Here is a 24309-nt window from a genome sequence, read left to right as displayed (position 1 = left end):
CCCGGCCTGCCAGCCCTCAGCCCTTCCGGACCGATCTTGGAGCAGCCACTCGACACCCTTCTGCTGGCCGCGCTGGCGGCGGCACCGCGCAGGTTCCGCCTGCCGCCGCTGCCGGCCAATGCCGAAGCCGCCGAGGCGGCCGGCCCCGCAACGGCGTTGGCCTTTGCGATCGCGGCCGTGCGCACCGCGAGCGAAAGCCAGCTGCCCTCGCCCGCGCAGGCCGAGGCGCTCTTCACACGCGCGCTGGCCCGCCTCATCGAAGAGGCGCTTGCGCCCGACCGCGGCGACCCGGCATTCAAGGCAGCGGTGTTGCAGGCGCAGGACCGCGACGTGCGCGACCATGTGCGGCTGTCAGGGCAGCGCGCGGCCGACCTGCGCACGGTGCGCAGCGCCGTGGATGCCGTGGCCCATCCCGGCAAGCTGCAGCGCATGCCGGCCGGTGCCTCGCGCGACGCGCTGGCGCAGCTGCATGCCCTGGCCGGTGCCGGCGACTGGGCGCAGCTCGCGCAGGCGATGGCGGCCCTGCCCGCGCCCGATGAGCTCCGGGCAGCGAACGCCGCGCTGCAGCGACTGGTGCGCGGCGACGAACTGCTGCGCGTCGACGCCGTGCAGCGCTACCGTGCGCTGTGCGAGCGGCGCGGCCCGCTGGCCGGCAGCGATGCGGCCGCGGCCCAGGGCCGCGCCTCGGCGCGCGAAGGCGAGATGGCCGAGCATGCCGGCGTGCAGGCGCTGCGCGGCATCGCCGACCTGATGAACCAACGCGTTGCAGCCGGCGACAGCGGCAGCTTCCGCGTGGTCCGCAGCCTGCGCACGCCGGGCGGCTTTCCGGGCGCAGCGAGCAAGGCCAAGGAAGAATGGGACGCCGCGATCGTGCGCAGCGCCGATGCGCAGCAGGGCGCCGCGGAGCTCGTGCTGCTGGCCGAGATCAAGGCCTCGCCCGCGGCCGTCAGCGCCGACCTGCCGCGCCTCTTGCGCGGACTGCAGCGGCTCGCGCAGGCGGATCCTGGCACGGCCTATGCCTTCGCGTCGGACGATGGCGCCACGCACATCGTCGGCGCCTCGCTGCGCCGTCTCCGTCCGCACGGCCATGCGCTGCCGCCGCACGTGATCTATTGCTGCCCCGCGCAGGCCGAGCCGCAGCCGCAGGCCCTGCTGAGCGCGGCAAGCAAGGCCGTGCTGCTGGGCGAGCCCGCGAGCCTCGCGTTTGCGCAGCGCATCGGGCGCGGCGAACCGGCGCCGCCGCACACATCGCTCGCACCGGTATGGAAGGCATTGGCCACCACGCCGCGGCTGCGCGCCACGCTGCACCAGTACGAGACCGCACGGCTGGCCCGCGAGTCGATGCTGCATCCCGACGACCTGCTGGACGCCGCGGCCGAGGTCTTGCAGGCCGGTTAGCGCACCGGTGCCGTTGCGCGCGGCGCCGGGGCCTGCGGCTTGAAGGCCTCGCTCCACACGCGCTCGAACGCGGCGCAGAACGCCGCCTGCACCACCGACATCGGCCGGTAGCGGTTGCGGATGATGCGCACCTCGAGCTTTTCGCTGCTCTTGAACGGGCGCACCGCCAGCCCGCTGAACGACTGGCCCGCCACCGCGGTGCGGTCGACCACGGCGATGCCCGCACCGGCCTGGGCGAACCAGCAGGCCGTGGTGGCGGAGCGCACCTCGATGTCGAGCCGCAGCTGCGGCGCGGACTTGCCGTAGGCCCGGTGCAGGCTCTGACCATAGGGCGTGCCGGCCGGCGAGGTGATCACGCGATGGCCGCGCAGGTCGGCCGGCGTGATCACCGCCTTGGCGGCAAGCGGATGGTCGTCGCGCATCGCACAGGCCAGGCCGCATTGATAGCTCTTGACCGTCACCAGGTTGGGATGCGCATTGGGCAGCAGCCCGATCGCCAGGTCGGCCGAATGCTCGAGCAGCGCATCGACCATGATCGGCGAGACCAGCACCTCGATGCGGCTCCGGAGCCGCGGAAAGCGCTCGTACAGCAGCGCGACCGCGCGCGGCGCGAGCCACGACGCGAGACTGGCCGACACCGCGAGGCGCAGCGTTCCCGTCTCGGGTTCGGCCAGCGCGCGCGACACGTCGCGCACGCGCTCCACGCCGCGCCAGAGGCTTTCGATCTCCTGGTAGAGCTGCTGCGCCTCGGGCGTGGGCACGAGCCGGCCCTTGACGCGCTCGAACAGCGTGAGCCCCACTTGCCGCGCCGCATGCGCGAGCAGCTTGCTCACCGCGGGCTGCGACACATGCAGCAGCTCGGCCGCGCCGTTGACGCTGCCCGTCAGCATCACGGCGCGAAAGACTTCCATGTGGCGCAGGTTCATTGCAAAGGCTCGTTGAAGGACATAACCGAAGGTTAAGGCCTGGACACGTCTTTTCATTTGTGGCGCGGGAAACGCGGCAGAACAATGGTCTCGCTCGAAGAACAAGCCGGAGACAAGACGAATGGACAGGACGATGCCCCCCCGCCACGGCGCGACGCGGCGCAGCCTGCTGCAGGCCGCAGCGATGCTCGCGCTCGCACCCACGCTGCACGCACAGCAGCAACAGCAACAACCAACCCAGGGATTTCCGAGCAAACCGGTGCGCATCTACCTGCCGCAGCCACCCGGCGGCGCGGCCGACCGGCTGGCGCGCCTGTTCGCCGAGAAGCTCGAGGCGCGCTGGAAGCAGTCGGTGCTGGTCGAGAACAAGCCCGGCGGCGGCGTGGTGATCGGCACCCAGGCGACCGTGCGCGCCGCACCCGACGGCCACACGCTGGGCCTGCTCGGCAGTTCGCTCAGCATCAATGCGGTGCAGCGCAAGGACCTGCCCTACGACAGCGTGCGCGACCTGCAGCCGATTGCGCGCGTGGGCTACTACACCGTGGCGCTCGTCGCCGCGGCGGACTTTCCGGCCAGCAACATCCGCGAGCTGATCGCGCTCGCGAAGAAGTCACCTGCGGATGGCATTTCCTTCGGCTCGAACGGCATCGGCACCTCGGCGCAGCTCGCGGGAGAAATGCTCAACCACATGGCCGGCATCCAGCTGCAGCACGTGCCCTACAACGGCGCGGCCAAGATGTACACCGAGATCATCGGCAAACAGATTCCGATGGGCTTCTCGGTCGCGAGTTCGGCCGACATCTTCATCAAGGCCGGCCAGCTCAAGGTGCTTGGCGTGACCAGCGCCAAGCGCAGCCCGCTCTTCCCCGATTGGCCGACCATCGCCGAGACGCTGCCGGGCTACGAGGCGGTCAACTGGGCCGGCTTCGTCGCGCCGGCCGGCGTGCCGCGCGCCATCGCCGAGCGGCTCGCCAGCGATATCGGCGCGGTGCTCGCGATGCCCGACATCGCAAAGGCGCTCGCCGAAATGGGCATCGACGTCGCGCCCCAGGGACCCGACGCGTTCAAGGCCTTCATCCAGGACGAGATCCGGCGCTTTGCCGCGATCACCAAGCCGCTCGGCGCGCCGGTCAACTGATTTCCTTCCATCCTTCCTCCTTTTTTTCCATGAACGACAGCAAGACCCATTCCTTTGCCCGCCGCATCCCGGTCGATGACGCCGAGTACGACCTCGTGGTGGCGGGCGGCGGCCCCGCGGGCACCGCAGCCGCCGTGTGCGGCGCGCGGCTCGGCCTGCGCACGCTGCTGGTCGAAGCGACCGGCTGCCTGGGCGGCATGGGCACCTCGGGGTTGGTGGCGTCGTTCGGGCCGGTGGCGGACGGCGAGCGCATGCTGGTCGGCGGCTTCATGAAAGAACTGCTCGAGACCATGTGGACGCAGAAGGCCTTCGGCCCGCACGTGGTGCCGGAGTTCCTGAATGCGCAGCTCAACCGCTGGGTGCCTTTCAAGCCCGAGCACCTCAAGCGCATCCTCGACGACTTCGCGCTGCAGGCCGGCGTGGAACTGCGCTTCTTCACGCGCGTGGTCGAGGCCGAGATGCAGGCGAGTGATGGCGACAGCAGGCGCATCGAAGGCGTGGTGCTCAGCAACGTCGAAGGGCTGCGCTACGTGAAGGCCAAGGCCTTCGTCGATGCCACCGGCGATGCCGCACTCGCCGCGCTTGCGGGTGTCGAATGCAAGGTGGTGCTGCGCGACACCGACTCGGTCGCGCCGAGCACGCTGTGCTCGCTGATCGGCGGCATGCACTGGGACGACCCGGCCTACGGCACCGACTGGCGCGGCATCGACGCGGTGAAGAACCGCACCAAGAGCGAGTTGCTGCCGCAGGCCATCGACGACGGCCAGTTCACCCAGGAAGACCGCTTCATGCCCGGCATGAACAAGATCGGCGAGCGCACCGCCACGCTCAACGCCGGCCATGTCTTCAACCTCAATCCGCTGTCGAACCGCAGCCTGTCGGACGGCATGGTGTTCGGCCGCAAGCTGGCGGTGGAGTACCTCGACTTCTATCGCAAGTACGTGCCGGGCTGCGCCGACATCGAGCTGTTGACCACCGCGCCCGTGATGGGCGTGCGCGACTCGCGCCGCATCGTCGGGGAGTTCGAGCTCGGCATCGAAGACTTTCGCAACCGCCGCCAGTTCGCCGACCAGATCGCCGTGTACAACCGCCCGACCGACGTGCATCCGACCGACACCTCGAAGGCCGAGTACGAGCGCTTCATGAAGGACTTTCACGGCAAGGACAATCTCGGCCTCGGCGGCTGCGTCGGCATTCCGTACAGCATCCTCGTGCCGCGCGGCTCGGAGAACCTCTGGGTCGCGGGGCGCTGCCATTCGAGCGACACCAAGGTGCACGGCTCGATCCGCGCCCAGTCGGCCGCCTACATGATGGGCCAGGCGGTGGGCACCGCCGCGGCACAGGCGATCGCGACCGGGCAGCCGGCCTGCGACCTCGACACGCGGGTGCTGGTGGAGACGCTGCGTGGGGCGGGAGCGTATCTGCCGCAGGCGGCGCTGTCGGCGAGCATGACGCGGGCGTAGCGCGGGGCCGACGAAGCACCACAAACTGAAAAGCCCCTGATTCCGTTAAGAATCAAGGGCTTAGAAGAGTGGTGGCCTGGGGCGGAATCGAACCACCGACACGCGGATTTTCAATCCGCTGCTCTACCAACTGAGCTACCGGGCCTTGGTGTGCAGCCCTAAATTATACAGCGCTTCTGCGGCCTCTTGAAAGATCGACCCCAAGTTGTTTGAGCTTGCGGTACAGATGGGTGCGCTCGAGGCCGGTCTTCTCGGCGACGCGGGTCATGGAGCCGTTCTCCATCGCGAGATGGAACTCGAAGTAGGCCTTCTCGAAGCCGTCGCGCGCGTCGCGCAGCGGGCGGTCGAGGTCGAAGCTCTGGGTCGACTGCGGTCCGGCGTCGGGCACGGGAACCGATGCGAGCGAGGCCATCAGCAGGCTGTCGCCGGTGGTGGTGATCGCGACCGGCTGGCTGGTGCCGCTGGCGGGCGGTACGATGCCGGCGGCCACGCGCCGGGCGTTCTCGCGCGCGAGGCCCTGCTCCACGTTCTTGAGCAGCTTCTGCATGGTGATCGGCTTTTCGAGGAACGCGAAGGCGCCGATACGCGTGGCGTCGACCGCCGTGTCGATGGTGGCGTGGCCGCTCATCATGATGACGGGCATGGTCAGCAGGCCGGCGGCCGACCATTCCTTGAGCAGCGTCACGCCATCGGTGTCGGGCATCCAGATGTCGAGCAGCACCAGGTCGGGCCGGGCGCGCTGGCGCGCTGCGCGCGCTTCGGAGGCGTTTTCCGCCAACTCCACGTTGTGGCCCTCGTCATTGAGAATTTCGAAGAGCAGGTCTCTGATGCCCAGCTCGTCGTCGACCACGAGAATGTTTGCCATGAGTGCTGCTTGTTGTCTGCGCCGGTATCTGCAAGGTGTGTCGGTACGCCCGTCGATCGGTTCATCGTCCACCGCCTGCGCGCGGCGGCGTTCGCGGGCGCTCAGGTGGCGGAAGAATTCGGATCTTCGGTGTGAGCGACCGCTGTTTGCGAGCCGCTTGCCATTGCGAATGATAGCGAGACTTGGGCCCCCGCTACAGCCCCATCGACAATGCGGTTGGAAAGCTCGATGCGCGCGCCGTGCTCGTCGGCGATCTTCTTGACGACGGCGAGGCCAAGACCTGTACCTTTAGTTTTCGTCGTGACGTAAGGCTCGAAGGCGCGCTTGAGGATGTGCTCGGCAAAACCGGGGCCGCTGTCCTGCACGGTGAGGCGCACGCGCTGGCCCGAATCGCCGACGCGGGTGCGGATGACGACCTCGCCGGCGCGGCCGGCGGTGCTGGCGGCGGACTCGGCGGCGTCCTGCGCGTTCTGCAGCAGGTTGTGGATGACTTGGCGGATCTGCTGTGCGTCGCCGCGAACGGGCGGGCAGCGCTCGTCGAGCTCGGAATGCAGCGCGACCGAGGCGTTCTCGGCGTGGTAGAGCTGGAGCACGTCGACGAGCAGCGCGTTGAGGTCGACCGGCTTGAGGTCGGCCGCCGGCAGACGCGCGTAATCGCGGAACTCGTTGACGAGCCGCTTCATGGCGTCGACCTGGTCGACGATGGTCTTGACCGACTTGACGAGCACGGCCTGCTCGGGCGGCGCGACCTTGCCCGAAAGCTTCATCTCGAGCCGCTCGGCCGAGAGCTGGATCGGGGTGAGGGGGTTCTTGATCTCGTGGGCCAGGCGACGCGCGACCTCGCCCCAGGCCTGGGCGCGCTGGGCCGAGACGATCTCGGAGATGTCGTCGAACACGAGCAGCCGCGCAGCGCCCGGCAGCTCGGCGCCGCGCGCGACGATGTTGATCGCGCTGTCCTGGTGCGGCGGCAGGTCGTTGCCGGAGGCATGCAGCTCGAACGCATGCTGCCAGTGGTCGAGGCCGTGCTGCAGGCGCTCGACCTGGAACTCGTCGAACTGCTGCTGCACGCTCTGGCCGAATTCGGCGAGGCCCGGCACGCCGGCGAGCGGCATGCCTTCATAGGCAGCCAGCGGCGCCCGCAGCACGCGCGTGGCGCCGGGATTGGTCGACAGGATGGTGCCGCTGGCGTCGAGCACGATGACGCCCGAAGTGAGGTTGTCGAGGATGGTCTGCAGGTTGGCGCGTGCGGCGTCGAGCTGGCCCATGGTCTTCTCGACGGCGCCGCGCGCGTCGGACAGCTGCTGGGTCATGACGGCGAACGAGCGCGTGAGGCCGCCGAGCTCGTCCTTGCCCTGCAGCACGGCGGTGGGGCGCAAGTCGCCGGCGGCCACCTGCCGCACGCCGTCGGCCAGCACGAGCAGCGGCCGCGCGAGCTGGTTGCCGAACAGCACCGCGAGCAGCACGGCGCCGAACACCGCCAGAAAGAGGCTCAGCGTGAGGGTGCCGATGTACATCCGACGCAGGCCCTCGCGCGCAAGCGCACGCTCCTGGTATTCGCGGTTGGCCTCCTGCACGGCGAGCGCATTGGCGACCACCGCGGGCGGCAGCGGCTGCGTGACCTGCAGGAAGCGCGGCGCGGTGTCGAAGTCGAAGCCGGGGCGCTGCACCATCGCAAGCACGCGCACGCTGGCCGGCGGCAGGCTGGCGCCGGGTGCGGCGGTTTCGTCGAGCCCTTCGATGCGCGCGACGACACGGTCGGCGCGCACCTGCCGCAGTTGCTGAATGGTCGGCCGCTCAGGGCTGAGCTGGAAGCGCGAGGTACCGGCGCTGGCCACCAGCTGGCCTGTCTGCGTCCAGAGCGCGACGTCGCTGGCCTGGAGCTGGTTGCGGATGCGCTCGAGCGCGAGGCCGGCGCTGGCGTCGGGCACCTCCACCAGCTGGGCGCTCGCCACGCGGGTCTTGGCGGCGAGGTCGTCCGAGAGCGAATCGAGCGTGGCGCGCCCGAGGTTGAGGCCGGCATCGAGCGCGCCTTCGACCTTGACGTCGAACCAGCTCTCGATCGAACGCGCGACGAACTGGTAGGACACCACGTAGACCAGTGCGCCCGGCACCACGCCCACGAGCGCGAAGATGGCCGCGAGCTTGATGAGCAGCCGACTGCCGAACTTGCCCTGCTGCAGCCGCCGCAGCAGGCGGAACGCGACCCAGCCGATCACGAGCACCAGCAGCACCGCGACGACGACGTTGATGCCGAACAGCCGCACGTAGTAGCGCTCGTAGAGCGCACGGTTGTTGGTGGCCTGCGCGAGCAGGAACATCAGCACGAGCCCGATGGCGGTGACGAGCGCGGCACCGACGCTGACGGCCCAGCGCAGGGCGCGGGAGCGGCGCGCGGCGGGCGTGTCCGCTGCGGCGCTGCGCGGCTTGCCGATGCTCACCGCTGCTTCTCCACCGGCAGCCGGGCGCTGCGCTCGGCCACGATGTTCCAGTCGGCCTGGCCGACCACGCCAATCTGGAACGGACGCGGCAGCTGCGAGGTGTCGAGCCGGAAACGGAACATGACCTGGTGCGCCGCCTCATCGCCGATGTCGGCGACATCGCCGAGCCGCAGGCGGCCGACGCGCTTGACGGCCTCCATGGCGTCGGCGAGGCTGTCGAAGTTCTGGTTCAGCGAGACGCCGAAGCCCGCGGTGCCGTTGATCGGCACAGGCGACACATTGAGCCGCCAGCGGCGCGTGAGCGGCTGGTATGCGAGCCGCATGTGGCGCGTGACCTGGGCGACCTTGCGGTCGGTCCAGTACCAGCGCTCCTGGACGACCTCGGCCTCGGCGAGGAAGTAGATCGCGATGCCCTTGTCGAGCACCTCCTCGACCAGCGCGGGCAGCTCGAACTGCACCGCGGCGGTCAGGTAGACGCCGTCGTCGGCCTGTTCGAGGCGCATCTGCGTGACGGTCGGGGCGGCGCGAACCTGCGCGGCCGCGTCGAGCGGCAACCAGCCCGGCAGCGCCAGCAGCGCCCAGGCCAGGAACAGCGCGGCCAGGGGCGCCAGTGCACGCCGCCGGCCGCGGACTTCAGCGCGGGCGTTGTTTTTCAAGCAGGGCGTAGAAGAAGCCGTCGTGGTCACCTGAGGGATTGTCCGGGACGGCGCGGGCAATCGCCCCGCTTTGGGGGAGCAAATGGCCGGGCGAACCCGCCAATCGGGCGTTGGTGTTGTGCGCAAGGAACGCATCGATTTGTTGCGAACCCTCTTCCCTGAACACCGAACAGGTGCAATAGAGCAGCCGGCCGCCGGGCCGGACGAGGGGCCAGAGCGCGGCAAGCAAGGCAGCCTGCTGCGCAGCGAGCTGCGCGGTGTCGCTCTCGCGGCGCAGCCAGCGCACGTCGGGATGGCGCCGCACGATGCCCGAGGCGGTGCAGGGGGCGTCGAGCAGGATCGCATCGAAGGGCGTGCCGTCCCACCAGGCGGCGGGGCGCGAGGCGTCGGCCACGACGACGTTGGCGCAGAGGCCGAGCCGGCCGAGGGTGTCGTCGATGCGGCGCGCGCGCGCCGCGTCGACCTCGAGCGCGGTGACCTCGACGGCCACGGGGCCGGCCAGCTCGAGCAGGTGCGCGGTCTTGCCGCCGGGGGCGGCGCAGGCGTCGAGCACGCGCAGCGGTGCGGCAGCACTGGAAGCACCGGCCGGGGGCAGCATGCCTTCGAGCAGCAGCGGCGCGGCGAGCTGCGCGGCCGCGTCCTGCACCGAGCATTCGCCAGCAGCAAAGCCCGGCAGCTGGTGCACGGGCCGCGCGCGCGCGAGCTGCAGGCCGGCGGCGCCCACCGGCACGGCCGACAGGCCGACCGCCTCCAGGGCCAGCTGGTACGCGGCCACGCTGGTCTTCAGCAGGTTGACGCGCAAGGTCATCGGCGGCTGCGCGTTGTCGGCCGCGAGCACGCGCTGCCACTCGCGCGGATGGTCGCGCTTGAGACGCTCGATCCACCAGCGCGGATGGTTCCACTGCGCCACGGGCTCATGGTCGGTGGCGGTGACGAGCTCGTCGCGCTCGCGCAGAAAACGCCGCAGGCAGGCATTGATGAAGCTCGCCTGTGCGCGCGTGGCAGGGTTGCGCTTGGCGGCCTCAACGGCCTGGTCGACCAGGGTGAAGGGTTCGTAGGGCGAATGCTGCGCATCCCAGGCCAGCGCCAGCGCGGTGCACAACAGCGCGTCGGGCAACGGCGGCGGTGTGCGCTTGGCCAGATGGCGGCGCAGCGCCTCGGCGCGGCCGAGCCAGCGCAGCACCTGGAAGCCGAGCGCCTGCACGCCCGGGCGCAGGGCCGGCTCGACGGACTCGAACGCGACGGTGCCCGAGCTGCCGGCGCGGATCGACGCGAGCGCGGCTGCGGTCAATTGCAGCTGGCGCCACAGCGGGGGCTGCTGCCCCGGCGGGACCGCATCGGCTGAAAGGTCGGAAGGTAGGTCTGCCAAGTTGGAGCGATCGTAACGGGCGGGCGCACGGCGCTGAAAGCGCTGCGCCCCGCGAATCAATAGAAGAAGGAAAGGATACGGAGTTCCACGCGGTGCGGGCGGCTGCGACCTCAGAGCAGCGGCGCGGCCGGACGCAGCCGCACCATCCAGGCCACGAGCACGGCCGGGAACTGCATGATCGCGGCGTTGTACTGCGCCACCGCCAGGTTGAACTGGCCGCGCGCAATCTCGGCCGCGGCCGACGGCTCGGGCCAGGCCATCGGCTCCGCGGCGGTGACGGAAACCGCGGCCGCGCCGTCCTGCAACAGCGGCACGGGCCGCGAGAGCGTGCCGTCGGCATCGAAGACGGTCACCGCGTCCGGATACTGACGCTGCCAGGCGCCGATCAGCACCTGCAGCGCAGTGCCGAGCGCCGCCATGCCGCCGGGATCGAGCGGCCGCACGCGGGTCGCGCCGAGCAAGGTCGCGAGCTGGGTGGTGGCGGCCTGCAGCGGCGCCACGGCGGCTGAAAAGGCCGGCGGCGCGGAAGAAGAAGGAGAAGACGAAGAAGAGCCCGACGAAGCGCCCGGGTGCGCGCTCTCGTGCGCGCCTTCGGTGATGCGGGCCTGGACGAAGTCGAGCTGCCGGCGCAGCGCCGCATCGAGCGTGGCATAGGCCTGCAGCACGGCCGAGCGCTGGCGCACGAGCCGGTTGTAGGCACCCACGAACCAGAACAGCAGCACAGCGAGCACGACCCAGGCAGCGAATGAATCGGGCAGGAGGCTCATCGACAACGACGCTTCACGACAGCAACAGCAACAACAAGCAAGGTGCTCAACAAATGAAAACGCCCCCCGGCCGGATCGGTCGGGGGGCGTCGGATACCGGTCATGCCGGCGATGCTAACCCGTTATTCGGACGCGGCGCCTTCGCTGGCGTCGGCCGTGGTGGACTCATCGCTCGTCGAACCCGCCAGCTCGGCGGCCTCGGACTCGGCGATGGCGCGGCGCTCGGCGTCATCCATCGCGTCCTTGGCCCGGCGTGCCTGGTGGTAGGCCATGCCGGTGCCTGCGGGAATCAGGCGGCCGACGATGACGTTTTCCTTCAGGCCGCGCAGTTCGTCGCGCTTGCCCATGATCGCGGCCTCGGTCAGCACGCGCGTCGTTTCCTGGAACGACGCAGCCGAGATGAACGAGTCGGTCGAGAGCGACGCCTTCGTGATACCGAGCAGCAGGTTCGTGAACGTCGCGGGGATCTTGCCTTCGGCGCGCAGGGCGTCGTTGGTGTTGAGCATTTCGCTGCGTTCGACCTGTTCGCCGGAGATGTAGCTGGTCTCGCCGATGTTGTCGACCACGACGCGGCGCAGCATCTGGCGAACGATCACCTCGATGTGCTTGTCGTTGATCTTCACACCCTGCAAGCGGTACACATCCTGCACTTCGTCCACGATGTAGCGCGCGAGCTCTTCCGAACCCAAGAGGCGCAGGATGTCCTGCGGGTCCGCCGGACCGTCCACCACGCTCTCGCCCTTGTTCACCACCTGGCCTTCGTGCACCAGGATGTTCTTTTCCTTCGGCACGAGCTCTTCGTAGACGCCGCCTTCGGGGTCGGTGATCTGCAGGCGAATCTTGCCCTTGGTTTCCTTGCCGAACGACACGGTACCGGTCATCTCGGCCAGCATGCCCTTGTCCTTCGGCGAACGGGCTTCGAACAGCTCGGCAACGCGCGGCAGACCGCCGGTGATGTCGCGCGTCTTCTGGCCTTCGACCGGAATACGCGCCAGCACTTCGCCGGGGCCCACGTCCTGGCCGTCGCGGATCTGCACCAGCGAGCCGATCGGGAAGCCGATCGTCACCGAGTGGTCGGTGCCCGGAATCTTCACTTCGGCGCCGGAGGCGTCGATGAGCTTCACCTGCGGGCGCACGACCTTGGCAGCGCCGCGGCGCTTCGGGTCGATCACGACCAGGGTCGACAGACCGGTCACTTCGTCCACCTGCTTGGCGACCGTGAGGCCTTCCTCGACGTTCTCGAACTGCGTCTTGCCGGCGAACTCGGTGATGATCGGGCGCGTCAGCGGATCCCAGTTGGCGAGCACGTGGCCGGCCTTGATCTGCTGGTCGGCCTTGACGGCCAGGGTCGCGCCGTACGGCACCTTGTGGCGCTCGCGCTCGCGGCCGTGTTCGTCATGGATGACGATCTCGCCCGAACGTGCAATCACCACCAGTTCGTTCTTGCTGTTGGTCACGTAGCGCATCGTGGCGTTGAAGCCGATCACGCCGTTGGACTTGGCTTCGACGCTCGAGGCCACCGCCGCACGCGATGCCGCGCCACCGATGTGGAACGTACGCATCGTCAGCTGCGTGCCCGGTTCGCCGATCGACTGCGCCGCGATCACACCGACGGCTTCGCCGATGTTGATCAGGCCGCCGCGGCCCAGGTCCCGGCCGTAGCAGGTCGCGCAGATGCCGAAGCGGGTTTCGCAGGTCAGCGCGGTACGGACCTTGACTTCGTCGACGCCCTCGGCCTCCAGGACCTCGATGTTGTCTTCGTCGAACATCTCGCCGGCCTTCAGCAGCACCGAACGGTTTTCCGGATGCAGCACATCGTCCGCAGCCGAGCGGCCCAGGATTCGGTCGCGCAGCGACTCGATCACTTCACCGCCTTCGACGATGGCGCGCATCAGGTAGCCGCCGTGCGTGCCGCAGTCCTGCTCGGTGACCACCAGGTCTTGCGTCACGTCGACCAGGCGACGCGTCAGGTAGCCCGAGTTCGCGGTCTTCAGTGCCGTGTCGGCCAGGCCCTTCCGGGCGCCGTGGGTGGAGATGAAGTACTCCAGCACGTTCAGGCCTTCGCGGAAGTTCGCGGTGATGGGCGTCTCGATGATCGAACCGTCGGGCTTGGCCATCAGGCCCCGCATGCCGGCCACCTGGCGGATCTGCGCAGCGGAACCGCGAGCGCCCGAGTCGGCCATCATGTAGATGGAGTTGAAGGACTCCTGCTCGACTTCCTTGCCGTGGCGGTCGATGACCTTCTCTTTCGAGAGCTTGGCCATCATCACCTTCGACACTTCGTCGCCGGCCTTGCCCCAGATGTCCACCACCTTGTTGTAGCGCTCGCCGGAGGTCACCAGGCCCGAGACGTACTGCTGCTCGATCTCCTTCACTTCCTTGGCGGAGCGCTCGATGATGCCGTGCTTCTCGGCAGGCACGAGCATGTCGTCGATGGCGATCGAGATGCCGGCCTTGGTCGCCAGGCGGAAGCCGTTCTGCAGCAGCTTGTCTGCGAACACCACGGTTTCCTTCAGGCCACACTTGCGGAACGAGATGTTGATGAGCTTGGAGATTTCCTTCTTCTTCAACGCCTTGTTGATGTTCGAGAACGGCAGCCCCTTGGGCAGGATCTCGGACAGCAGCGCACGGCCCACCGTGGTGTCCACGAGCGAGGTCGACGGCGTGAATTCGCCGGTTTCCTTGTTCTTGGTGTACTCGGTGATGCGCACAGCGACCTTGGCGGTCAGCTCGACCTCGTTGGCGTCGAGTGCGCGCTGAACTTCACCGATGTCGGAGAAGATCAGGCCCTCGCCCTTGCCGTTGATGCGGTCGCGGGTCGTGTAGTAGAGGCCCAGCACCACGTCCTGCGAAGGCACGATCGAGGGCTCGCCCGAGGCCGGGAACAGCACGTTGTTGGAGGCCAGCATCAGCGTGCGGGCTTCCATCTGCGCTTCCACCGACAGCGGCACGTGAACGGCCATCTGGTCGCCGTCGAAGTCGGCGTTGAACGCCGCGCAAACCAGCGGGTGCAGCTGGATCGCCTTGCCTTCGATCAGGATCGGCTCGAAGGCCTGGATGCCCAGGCGGTGCAGCGTCGGAGCACGGTTCAGCATGACCGGGTGCTCCTTGATGACCTCTTCCAGGATGTCCCAGACCACCGGCGTGCCGGATTCGACTTCCTTCTTCGCCGCCTTGATGGTGGTGGCGATACCCATGGCTTCGAGGCGCGAGAAGATGAAGGGTTTGAACAGCTCGAGCGCCATCAGCTTGGGCAGGCCGCACTGGTGCAGCTTGAGCGTCGGGCCCACCACGATGACCGAACGGCCCGAGTAGTCGACGCGCTTGCCCAGCAGATTCTGGCGGAAGCGGCCGCTCTTGCCCTTGATCATGTCGGCCAGCGACTTGAGCGCGCGCTTGTTGGCGCCCGTCATGGCCTTGCCACGGCGGCCGTTGTCGAGCAGCGAGTCGACTGCTTCCTGCAGCATCCGCTTTTCGTTGCGCGCGATGATTTCCGGAGCCTTGAGCTCCAGCAGGCGGCGCAGACGCGAGTTGCGGTTGATGACGCGGCGGTACAGGTCGTTCAGGTCGGAGGTCGCGAAGCGGCCGCCGTCCAGCGGCACCAGCGGACGCAGGTCCGGTGGCAGCACGGGCAGCACTTCGAGCACCATCCAGTTGGGCTTGATGCCCGACTTGCGGAAGGCCTCGAGCACCTTCAGGCGCTTGGAGTTCTTCTTGACCTTGACTTCGGAGCCGGTCAGGTCGCCGCGCAGCTTCTCGATCTCGCTGTCGAGCTCGATGCCCTCCAGCAGGTCCTTGATGCCTTCGGCGCCCATTTTGGCGATGAACTCGTCACCGTATTCCTTGCGCTTCGCATCGAAGTCGTCCTCGGACATGATGCTGAACTTCTTCAGCGGGGTCATGCCGGGGTCGGTCACCACGTAGGCTTCGAAGTACAGCACGCGTTCGATGTCGCGCAGCGTCATGTCGAGCACGAGGCCCAGGCGCGACGGCAGCGACTTCAGGAACCAGATGTGCGCGCAGGGCGCGGCCAGGTCGATGTGGCCCATGCGCTCGCGGCGCACCTTGGTCTGCGTGACTTCGACGCCGCACTTCTCGCAGATCACGCCGCGGTGCTTCAGGCGCTTGTACTTGCCGCACAGGCACTCGTAGTCCTTGATGGGGCCGAAGATCTTGGCGCAGAAGAGGCCGTCGCGCTCGGGCTTGAACGTGCGGTAGTTGATCGTCTCGGGCTTCTTCACCTCGCCGAAAGACCACGAACGGATCTTCTCGGGCGAAGCCATGCCGATCTTGATGGCATCGAAATGCTCATCGGGTGTGAACTGCTTGAACAGGTCGAGTAGCGATTTCATGTGACTCTTTCCTCTTCTGATTACGAACGCTCGAGCTCGATGTCGAGGCCCAGCGAACGGATTTCCTTGACCAGCACATTGAACGACTCCGGCATGCCGGCTTCGATGGTGTGCTCGCCCTTGACGATGCTTTCGTACACCTTGGTACGGCCTTGCACGTCGTCGGACTTCACGGTCAGCATTTCCTGCAGCACGTAAGCGGCGCCGTAGGCTTCGAGCGCCCACACTTCCATCTCACCGAAGCGCTGGCCGCCGAACTGCGCCTTGCCGCCGAGCGGCTGCTGCGTGACGAGCGAGTACGGACCGGTCGAGCGCGCGTGCATCTTGTCGTCCACCAGGTGATGCAGCTTCAGGAAGTGCATGTAGCCGATGGTGACGGGACGCTCGAACTGGTCGCCGGAGCGGCCGTCGAACAGGTAGGCCTGCGTGCGCGTGTCGGTCAGGCCCTTGAGCTTGGCGATATCGTCCGGGTAGGCGAGCTTCAGCATGCCGCGGATTTCCTCTTCCGAGGCACCGTCGAACACCGGCGTCGCGAAGGTCGCGCCGGTCTGCAGATTGGCCGCCATCTCCAGCACGTCGCCGTCGCTCAGCTGGCTGAGGTCTTCCTTGCGGCCCGAGCCGTTGTAGAGCTGCTCCATGAACTTGCGCAGCTCGGCCACCTTGGCCTCCTGCTGCAGCATGTCGCCGATGCGCTGGCCGATGCCCTTGCCGGCCCAGCCCAGGTGCACTTCGAGCACCTGGCCCACGTTCATCCGCGAAGGCACGCCCAGCGGATTCAGGCAGATGTCGCACGGCGTGCCGTCGGCCATGTGGGGCATGTCCTCGACCGGAACGATCTTGGAGACAACACCCTTGTTGCCGTGGCGGCCGGCCATCTTGTCGCCGGGCTGCAGGCGGCGCTTGACGGCCAGGTAGACCTTGACCATCTTGAGCACGCCCGCGGGCAGCTCGTCGCCCTGCGTGAGCTTCTTGCGCTTTTCCTCGAAGGCGAGGTCGAAGCTATGGCGCGTCTGCTCGAGCGAGTTCTTGATCGACTCGAGCTGCGACGCCACTTCGTCGTCCGCCGGGCGGATGTCGAACCAGTGGAACTTCTCGACCGACGACAGGTAAGCCTTGTCGAGCTTGGTGCCCTTGGCCAGCTTGTTCGGGCCGCCGTTGGCGACCTTGCCCGTCAGCAGCTTCTCGATACGATCGAACGCGTCGGCTTCGACGATGCGAAGCTGATCGTTCAGGTCGAGGCGGAAGCGCTTGAGTTCGTCGTCGATGATCTGCTGGGCGCGCTTGTCGCGCGTGATGCCTTCGCGGGTGAACACCTGCACGTCGATCACGGTGCCTTGCGAGCCCTGGTCCACACGCAGCGAGGTGTCCTTCACATCGGAAGCCTTCTCGCCGAAGATGGCGCGAAGCAGCTTCTCTTCAGGCGTCAGCGTGGTCTCGCCCTTCGGCGTGACCTTGCCCACGAGCGTGTCGCCCGGTTGCACTTCGGCGCCGACATAGATGATGCCGGACTCGTCGAGGCGGTTGAGCTGCTGCTCGGCCAGGTTCGGGATGTCGCGCGTGATTTCCTCGGCACCGAGCTTGGTGTCGCGCGCCATCACCACCAGTTCCTCGATGTGGATCGAGGTGTAGCGGTCTTCAGCCACGACGCGTTCCGAGATCAGGATCGAGTCTTCGAAGTTGTAGCCGTTCCAGGGCATGAACGCGATCAGCATGTTCTGACCGAGGGCCAGTTCGCCGAGGTCGGTCGATGCGCCGTCGGCGATCACGTCGCCCTTGGCGATCTTGTCGCCGCGCTTGACGATCGGACGCTGGTGGATGTTGGTGTTCTGGTTCGAACGCTGATACTTGATCAGGTTGTAGATGTCCACACCGACTTCACCGGCAGCCGCTTCGGCGTCGTTCACGCGCACCACGACACGGGTCGCATCGACGTAGTCGACGATACCGCCACGGGTTGCCGTGACCACGGTGCCCGAGTCGACCGCGGAGACGCGTTCGATACCGGTACCGACCATCGGCTTTTCGGGGCGCAGCACGGGCACGGCCTGGCGCTGCATGTTGGCGCCCATCAGCGCGCGGTTCGCATCGTCGTGCTCGAGGAACGGCACCAGCGATGCGGCCACCGACACGATCTGCGCGGGCGACACATCCATGTACTGGACGCGCTCTGCACCGACCAGGATCGATTCGCCGGCTTCACGCGCCGACACGAGGTCACCGGTCAGCTTGCCGTCCTTGTCCAGGGCCGCATTGGCCTGGGCAATCACGTACTTGCCTTCCTCGATGGCCGACAGGTAGTCGATCTCGTTGGTGACCTTGCTGTCGGCCACGCGGCGGTACGGCGTCTCGATGAAGCCGTATTCGTTCAGGCGGGCGTACAGGGCCAGCGAGTTGATCAGGCCGATGTTCGGGCCTTCGGGCGTTTCGATCGGGCACACGCGGCCGTAGTGGGTGACGTGCACGTCGCGCACTTCGAAGCCGGCACGCTCGCGCGTCAGACCGCCCGGGCCAAGGGCCGACACGCGGCGCTTGTGGGTGATTTCGGACAGCGGATTCGTCTGGTCCATGAACTGCGACAGCTGCGAGGCGCCGAAGAATTCCTTCAGCGCGGCCGAGATCGGCTTGCTGTTGATCAGATCGTGCGGCATGAGCGGCTCTTGCTCGGCCTGGCCCAGACGTTCCTTGACGGCCTTCTCGATACGCGCGAGGCCGGTGCGGTACTGGTTCTCGGCCAGTTCGCCGACGCAGCGCACGCGGCGGTTGCCGAGGTGGTCGATGTCGTCCACTTCGCCGTTGCCGTTGCGCAGGTCGACGAGGATCTTGACCACGGCCAGGATGTCCTCGTTGGTCAGCACCATCGGGCCGGTCGATTCGTCGCGGCCGACCTTGGCGTTGAACTTCATGCGGCCCACGCGCGACAGGTCGTACGTGTCCGGGTTGTAGAACAGGCGCTGGAACAGGGCCTGCACCGCGTCTTCCGTCGGCGGCTCGCCGGGGCGCATCATGCGGTAGATGGCCACGCGCGCGGCGAATTCGTCGACCGTCTCGTCGATGCGCAGGGTCTGCGAGATGTACGCGCCCTGGTCGAGTTCGTTGGTATAGATCACCTGGATGTCCTGCACGCCGGCCGTGCGCAGCTTCTTCAGCAGCGCTTCGGTCAGTTCGTCGTTGGCCTTGGACAGGATCTCGCCGGAATCGGCGTCGACGATGTTGCGTGCGATCACGCGGCCGATCAGGAAGTCTTCAGGCACGCTGATGTGCGTGGTTTCCGACTGCTCGAGTTCACGCGTGTGGCGCGCGGTGACGCGCTTGTCCTTGGCGACCACGACCTTGCCCGACTTGTCGGTGATGTCGAAGCGCGCGACTTCGCCGCGCAGGCGCTCGGGAACGAATTCCATCTGCGCGCCGCTGTCCATCAGGCGGAAGTTGTCGTTCACGAAGAAGTTCGCGAGGATCGATTCCGGGTTCAGGCCGATGGCCTTCAGCAGGATCGTCACCGGCATCTTGCGGCGGCGGTCGACGCGGAAGTACAGCATGTCCTTCGGGTCGAATTCGAAGTCGAGCCACGAGCCGCGGTAGGGAATCACGCGAGCCGAGAACAGCAGCTTGCCCGAGCTGTGCGTCTTGCCCTTGTCGTGTTCGAAGAACACGCCGGGCGAACGGTGCAGCTGCGAGACGATCACGCGCTCGGTGCCGTTGATGATGAACGAACCCTTGTCGGTCATGAGCGGCACTTCGCCCATGTAGACCTCTTGTTCCTTCACTTCCTTGACCACCTTCGACTGCGAAGTCGACGACTCGCGGTCATAGATGATCAGCTGAACCTTGGCGCGCACGGCCGAGGCGAAGGTCAGGCCGCGGGTCTGGCACTCGCGCACGTCGAAGGCGGGTTTCGCGAGGTTGTACTCGAGGAACTTCATCTCGACAAAACCATTGTGCGAGACGATCGGGAACGCGGCGTCGAACGCGGCCTGCAAGCCTTCGACGGTGCGTTGTTTGGGGGCGATGCCGGCTTGCAGGAACGCGGTGTACGCGTCTTTCTGCATCTGCAGCAGGTAGGGGATTTCGACGACGCTATCGCGGTTACCGAAACTTTTTCGGATGCGCTTGCGTTCGGTGTAACTGTACGCGGACGATTGGGCCATGAGAGCTCCGGAGCTTGAGATCTTCAGCGACTTGTCAGCGGTGCCGAGGCACCACTGCTTGGCGGCTGGCCACTACCAGCCGTTGGCGGACGGCGATGCGTTGCACATCGCCCGAACCAAGGGGTCTTCTGCAGTCGGGGTCAGAAAACACTCAAAAATCGCCTTGAGGGGCGGTTTTTGAGTGCGCTCTGAAAGCGGCAAAGGCTGGAGGGCCTTTCCAGGCGCCTCCAGCCCTCTAGGGGGACTGAATTACTTCAGTTCCACCTTGGCGCCGGCTTCTTCCAGCTTCTTCTTGGCAGCTTCGGCGTCAGCCTTCGACAGGCTTTCCTTGACAGCCTTGGGAGCGGCTTCCACCAGATCCTTGGCTTCCTTGAGGCCCAGGCCGGTGATTTCGCGCACGGCCTTGATGACCGACACCTTGTTCGCGCCGACTTCGGCGAGCACAACGTTGAATTCGGTCTGCTCTTCGGCGGCAGCAGCGGCAGCACCGCCACCCGCAGCGGCCGGAGCGGCCATTGCAGCGGCGCTCACGCCGAACTTCTCTTCGATGGCTTTCACCAGGTCGTTGAGTTCCAGGACCGTCATGCTGTCGAGCGCGGTCAGAAATGCGTCTTTATCGAATGCCATTTTTGTTTCCTAACAATTGGGTTGAATTTTTCAAACGCAAGGCTTACGCCGCTTGCGCTTCTGCCGGTGCATCGGCAACGGGTGCAGCTTCGCCACCACCACGCTTCTCGGCCAGTGCCGCGAGCACGCGGGCGGTCCGGGAAATCGGGGATTGCATCAAGCCCAGCAATTGCGCCAGCAGCACTTCCTTGGAAGGGATGTTGGCCAGTTGCTTCACGCCGTCGACGTCCAGGGCCTTGCCGCCGAATGCGCCACCGCGAATCACCAACTTGTCGTTGGTCTTCGCGAAATCGGCCACCACCTTGGCGGCGGCCACTGCGTCTTCGGAAAAGCCATAGATCAGCGGGCCGGTCATCTGGTCGCCGATGACTTCGAATGCGCTACCAGCGACAGCACGGCGTGCCAGCGTGTTCTTCAACACGCTGAGGGTCACACCCTTGCTGCGAGCTTCGCTGCGCAGTTTGGTCATATCGGCCACCGTGATGCCACGGTATTCCGCCATCACGAGCGTTTGAGCTTTAGCGGCGAGGCTGGTCACGTCACTGACGACCGCTTCTTTCTCACTGCGATTCAGACTCAAGGTCTACTCCTTTTAATGCGACCTTCGGCCGGGGCCTCGGATCGCGCTACATGCAGCGACCAACTGTTTCGGAACAAATCCTTGCAGCGGGATCGCCATCTGCGCTGGCCGCCGGACAAAAGGTCCGGCCATTAAGTGCAGGCACCCTGCACGCCAGCGGTCTTGGATGGCCCACGGCAACCGAAGCCGCCGCGACCCACCACATTCGCCCCGCCCCTCGCCGTCAGGCCAGGGGCGGAGCCAATCTCATCAGCTCGCCGAGATGGTCTGCGTGTCCACGCGGACACCCAGGCCCATGGTCGACGACACAGCCACCTTGCGCAGGTACACGCCCTTGCTGGTCGCGGGCTTGGCCTTGACCAGCGCGTCGATCAGCGCTGCAAGGTTGCCTTGCAGCTTGTCGTTGTCGAACGAGCGGCGGCCGATCGTGCCGTGCACGATACCGGCCTTGTCGACGCGGAACTGGACCTGGCCGGCCTTGGCGTTCTTCACGGCCGTGGCGACGTCCGGGGTCACGGTGCCGACCTTCGGGTTGGGCATCAGGCCGCGCGGGCCGAGGATCTGGCCGAGCGTACCGACCACGCGCATCGCGTCAGGCGCGGCGATCACGACGTCGAAAGGCATGTCGCCCGCCTTGACCATCGCAGCCAGGTCGTCCATGCCGACGATGTCGGCGCCGGCGGCCTTGGCTTCATCGGCCTTGGCGCCCTGGGCGAACACGGCCACGCGCTTGGTCTTGCCGGTGCCGTTGGGCAGCACGACGGCGCCACGCACGACCTGGTCCGACTTCTTCGCGTCGATGCCGAGCTGCACGGCCACATCGATCGATTCGTCGAACTTGGCGGTGGCGGCTTCCTTGACGAGGATGATCGCGTCACCGAACGGGTACAGCTTGGTGCTGTCGACCTTGCCTTCGAGCGACTTCTGCTTCTTGGTGTTCTTGGCCATTACACGCCCTCCACATTCACGCCCATCGAGCGGGCCGTACCGGCGATGGTGCGAACTGCTGCGTCCATGTCGGCCGCGGTCAGGTCTTTCATCTTGGTCGTTGCGATTTCTTCGAGCTGCGCGCGCGTGATCTTGCCGACCTTGTCGGTGTGCGGACGTGCCGAGCCCTTGTCGAGCTTGATCGCCTTCTTGATCAGGACGCCGGCCGGCGGCGACTTGATGATGAAGGTGAAGCTCTTGTCGGCGAAGGCGGTGATGACCACCGGCAGCGCCAGACCCGGCTCGTAGCTCTGGGTCTGCGCGTTGAACGCCTTGCAGAACTCCATGATGTTCAGACCACGCTGGCCCAGTGCGGGACCGATCGGTGGTGACGGGTTGGCCTTACCAGCTGGCACTTGCAGCTTGATGAAGCCGACGATTTTTTTCGCCATGCTTTGCTCCTTGCGGGTGATATCGCCTCGGCATCGGCCGCGGCTCCCCGGGGTTGAACGACTCTTCTGTCAAGGCCGCGCGCCGAGTCGGACAAGCGCGCAGCCGGAAAACGGTTCTGGCCCGCAGGCCAGCAGGGACTCAGGTCTTTTCGACCTGGCTGAATTCGAGCTCCACGGGCGTCGCACGGCCGAAGATCATGACCGACACGCTGACCTTGCTCTTCTCGTAGTTGACGTCTTCGACGGTGCCGTTGAAGTCGGTGAACGGGCCTTCCTTGACGCGCACGAACTCACCCACGGTGAACTCGACCTTGTGGCGCGGCTTCTCGGTGCCCTGCTGCATCTGGCTAACGATGTCCTCGACCTCTTTCTGCGAGATCGGGGCCGGGCGGTTCTTGGCGCCACCGACAAAACCCGTCACCTTGTTGGTGTGCTTCACCAGGTGCCAACTCTCGTCGTCCATGATCATCTCGACCAGCACATAGCCCGGGAAGAAGCGGCGCTCGGTAGTGCGCTTCTGGCCGTTCTTGATCTCGACCACTTCTTCGGTCGGAACCAGGATGCGGCCGAACTTGTCCTGCATGCCGGCGCGGTTGATGCGCTCGGTGATGTTGCGCTCGACGGCCTTTTCCATGCCCGAATAGGCATGCACCACGTACCAACGCAGGTCGGGGTTGGCGGCGGGAGGCAGCAACGAGGCAGGCGCCTCTTCGGCGCCGCCCGGCGTGGTTTCTTCAACTGCGTCGTCTGTCATTTATTTTCTCCAGCCCAGAATGAGGTCGAAAAACACCCATTCGAGCGTCTTGTCGGTGAGCCAGAGGAAGACGGACATGACCGCCACGAAGGCGAACACATAGGCCGTCATCTGTATCGCTTCCTTGCGGGTCGGCCAGACGACCTTCTTGACTTCGCGCCAGGAGTCGCGGCCAAAAGCCCACAGCTGGCGCCCATTCTCCGAACTGCCGAAGGCGCCCACAGCGGCGGCCAGACCGAGCAGCAGCGCGCCCCATTGCACCAGCGAGCCGTGGCGCGCAAGCAGGTAGAACGCAACGATGGCGCCCACTGCCAGCAGCACTGCCGCAGCCAGCTTGGCCTTGTCGGCGCCCGTGCTCACGGTTTCGATTTGAGAAGTGGCCATGTTCGGCTGGTTTCCTGTGGCCCTGCGGCCTTCAATTCAATGCGCCTCTTGAGACGCCGAAGCCCATCGGGTCACGATGGGCTTTTTCGAGCTTCCCACCGGTGTGCGGCAGGCTCTGCGGGATGCCACCTAGGTGGCAGGGGCAGTAGGAATCGAACCTACAACCTTCGGTTTTGGAGACCGACGCTCTGCCAATTGAGCTATACCCCTCCGGAACTCTTTGTGCCCGGCTTAGATGTCGAGGATCTTTGCCACGACGCCCGAACCCACGGTGCGGCCGCCTTCACGGATGGCGAAGCGCAGGCCTTCTTCCATCGCAATCGGGTTGATCAGCTTCACGGTGATGCTGACGTTGTCGCCAGGCATGACCATTTCCTTGTCCGTGGGCAGCTCGATGGCGCCGGTCACGTCCGTCGTGCGGAAGTAGAACTGCGGACGGTAGTTGTTGAAGAACGGCGTGTGACGGCCGCCCTCGTCCTTCGACAGCACATACACCTCGGCGGTGAAGTGCACGTGCGGCTTGATCGAGCCGGGCTTGCACAGCACCTGGCCGCGCTCGACTTCTTCGCGCTTCGTGCCGCGCAGCAGCACGCCCACGTTGTCGCCGGCCTGGCCCTGGTCGAGCAGCTTGCGGAACATTTCCACGCCGGTGCAGGTGGTCTTGACGGTCGGACGGATGCCGACGATCTCGATTTCCTCGCCGACCTTGATCACGCCGCGCTCGACAGCGCCGGTCACGACCGTGCCGCGGCCCGAGATCGAGAACACGTCTTCGACGGGCATCAGGAAGGTACCGTCCACAGCGCGCTCGGGCGTCGGGATGTAGTTGTCCAGCGCTTCGGCCAGCTTCATGATGGCGCCCTCGCCCAGTTCGCCCTTGTCGCCTTCGAGGGCGAGCTTGGCCGAGCCATGGATGATCGGGGTGTCGTCGCCAGGGAACTCGTACTTGTCGAGGAGTTCGCGCACTTCCATTTCGACCAGCTCGAGCAGTTCCTTGTCGTCGACCATGTCGCACTTGTTCAGGAACACGATGATGTAGCCCACACCCACCTGGCGCGCCAGCAGGAT

General features: G+C 66.6%; 18 protein-coding genes and 2 tRNA genes. 3 read left to right on the top strand and 17 right to left on the bottom strand.

What is annotated here, in order from left to right; genetic code table 11:
- Positions 1–36: 36 nt before the first annotated feature.
- Positions 37–1398, top strand: a complete 1362-nt coding sequence (locus AC3A6R_RS19645; RefSeq protein WP_487861873.1) for a hypothetical protein — start codon at positions 37–39, stop codon at positions 1396–1398.
- On the opposite strand, the gene AC3A6R_RS19640 is transcribed toward AC3A6R_RS19645, so the two are convergent.
- Positions 1395–2324, bottom strand: a complete 930-nt coding sequence (locus tag AC3A6R_RS19640) for a LysR substrate-binding domain-containing protein (protein WP_487861874.1) — start codon at positions 2322–2324, stop codon at positions 1395–1397. The genes AC3A6R_RS19645 and AC3A6R_RS19640 overlap by 4 nt on opposite strands.
- Positions 2325–2457: 133 nt before the next feature.
- Here AC3A6R_RS19640 and AC3A6R_RS19635 point away from each other — a divergent pair, with 133 nt between their 5' ends.
- Together AC3A6R_RS19635 and AC3A6R_RS19630 are read left to right on the top strand one after the other, a co-directional pair.
- Positions 2458–3462, top strand: coding sequence for a tripartite tricarboxylate transporter substrate binding protein (locus AC3A6R_RS19635; RefSeq protein WP_487865309.1), 1005 nt, complete (start codon positions 2458–2460; stop codon positions 3460–3462).
- Positions 3463–3491: 29 nt separating this feature from the next.
- Positions 3492–4925: an FAD-dependent oxidoreductase gene (locus tag AC3A6R_RS19630; protein WP_487865308.1), complete on the top strand. Its 1434-nt coding sequence runs from the start codon at positions 3492–3494 to the stop codon at positions 4923–4925.
- A 69-nt stretch (positions 4926–4994) separates the two neighbouring features.
- Here the strand turns inward: AC3A6R_RS19630 and AC3A6R_RS19625 are convergent.
- The 16 genes from AC3A6R_RS19625 to AC3A6R_RS19550 form a co-directional block, all read right to left on the bottom strand.
- Positions 4995–5070 (bottom strand) — tRNA-Phe (locus tag AC3A6R_RS19625).
- 18 nt (positions 5071–5088) lie between these two features.
- On the bottom strand, positions 5089–5790 hold the full coding sequence (locus AC3A6R_RS19620) for a response regulator (protein WP_487861877.1): 702 nt from the start codon (positions 5788–5790) through the stop codon (positions 5089–5091).
- Positions 5791–5891: 101 nt separating this feature from the next.
- Positions 5892–8228, bottom strand: coding sequence for a sensor histidine kinase (locus AC3A6R_RS19615; RefSeq protein ID WP_487861878.1), 2337 nt, complete (start codon positions 8226–8228; stop codon positions 5892–5894).
- Entirely contained in the window at positions 8225–8884 is a 660-nt protein-coding gene (locus AC3A6R_RS19610; RefSeq protein ID WP_487861879.1) for a DUF4390 domain-containing protein, read from the bottom strand. Before AC3A6R_RS19610 ends, AC3A6R_RS19615 begins: the two co-directional genes overlap by 4 nt.
- Positions 8862–10253, bottom strand: a complete 1392-nt coding sequence (rsmB, locus tag AC3A6R_RS19605; RefSeq protein ID WP_487865307.1) for a 16S rRNA (cytosine(967)-C(5))-methyltransferase RsmB — start codon at positions 10251–10253, stop codon at positions 8862–8864. The genes AC3A6R_RS19610 and rsmB overlap by 23 nt, the downstream gene beginning before the upstream one ends.
- Positions 10254–10363: 110 nt before the next feature.
- The gene (locus AC3A6R_RS19600) at positions 10364–11020 is read right to left on the bottom strand and encodes a LemA family protein (RefSeq protein WP_487861881.1); all 657 of its coding nucleotides are present in this window, start codon (positions 11018–11020) and stop codon (positions 10364–10366) included.
- Positions 11021–11142: 122 nt separating this feature from the next.
- Positions 11143–15372, bottom strand: coding sequence for a DNA-directed RNA polymerase subunit beta' (gene rpoC / locus AC3A6R_RS19595; protein WP_487861882.1), 4230 nt, complete (start codon positions 15370–15372; stop codon positions 11143–11145).
- A gap of 20 nt (positions 15373–15392) precedes the next feature.
- Positions 15393–19517 carry a DNA-directed RNA polymerase subunit beta gene (rpoB, locus tag AC3A6R_RS19590; protein WP_487861883.1) on the bottom strand — a complete coding sequence of 1375 codons (4125 nt, stop codon included), beginning with the start codon at positions 19515–19517 and terminating at the stop codon, positions 15393–15395.
- 249 nt (positions 19518–19766) lie between these two features.
- Positions 19767–20144, bottom strand: a complete 378-nt coding sequence (gene rplL, locus AC3A6R_RS19585) for a 50S ribosomal protein L7/L12 (RefSeq protein ID WP_487861884.1) — start codon at positions 20142–20144, stop codon at positions 19767–19769.
- A 43-nt stretch (positions 20145–20187) separates the two neighbouring features.
- Positions 20188–20724 carry a 50S ribosomal protein L10 gene (rplJ, locus tag AC3A6R_RS19580; protein ID WP_487861885.1) on the bottom strand — a complete coding sequence of 179 codons (537 nt, stop codon included), beginning with the start codon at positions 20722–20724 and terminating at the stop codon, positions 20188–20190.
- Between the two features lie 249 nt (positions 20725–20973).
- Entirely contained in the window at positions 20974–21672 is a 699-nt protein-coding gene (rplA, locus tag AC3A6R_RS19575; protein WP_487861886.1) for a 50S ribosomal protein L1, read from the bottom strand.
- Complete coding sequence (gene rplK / locus AC3A6R_RS19570; protein ID WP_213958619.1) at positions 21672–22103, bottom strand: 50S ribosomal protein L11; 432 nt, start codon at positions 22101–22103, stop codon at positions 21672–21674. The genes rplA and rplK overlap by 1 nt, the downstream gene beginning before the upstream one ends.
- A gap of 139 nt (positions 22104–22242) precedes the next feature.
- Complete coding sequence (nusG, locus tag AC3A6R_RS19565; RefSeq protein ID WP_487861887.1) at positions 22243–22857, bottom strand: transcription termination/antitermination protein NusG; 615 nt, start codon at positions 22855–22857, stop codon at positions 22243–22245.
- A complete protein-coding gene (gene secE, locus AC3A6R_RS19560; protein ID WP_487861888.1) occupies positions 22858–23241 on the bottom strand; it encodes a preprotein translocase subunit SecE in 384 nt (127 codons plus the stop codon).
- A gap of 134 nt (positions 23242–23375) precedes the next feature.
- Positions 23376–23451, bottom strand: a tRNA-Trp gene (locus AC3A6R_RS19555).
- Positions 23452–23472: 21 nt separating this feature from the next.
- Positions 23473–24309, bottom strand: an 837-nt coding sequence (locus tag AC3A6R_RS19550; RefSeq protein ID WP_487865306.1) for an elongation factor Tu, incomplete at its 5' end; no start/stop codon positions are given.

The organism is Variovorax sp. Soil_C_19 (assembly GCF_057657255.1).
The sequence above is the reverse complement of the archived record's forward strand: the minus strand, read 5'-3'. Positions and strand labels throughout refer to the sequence as shown.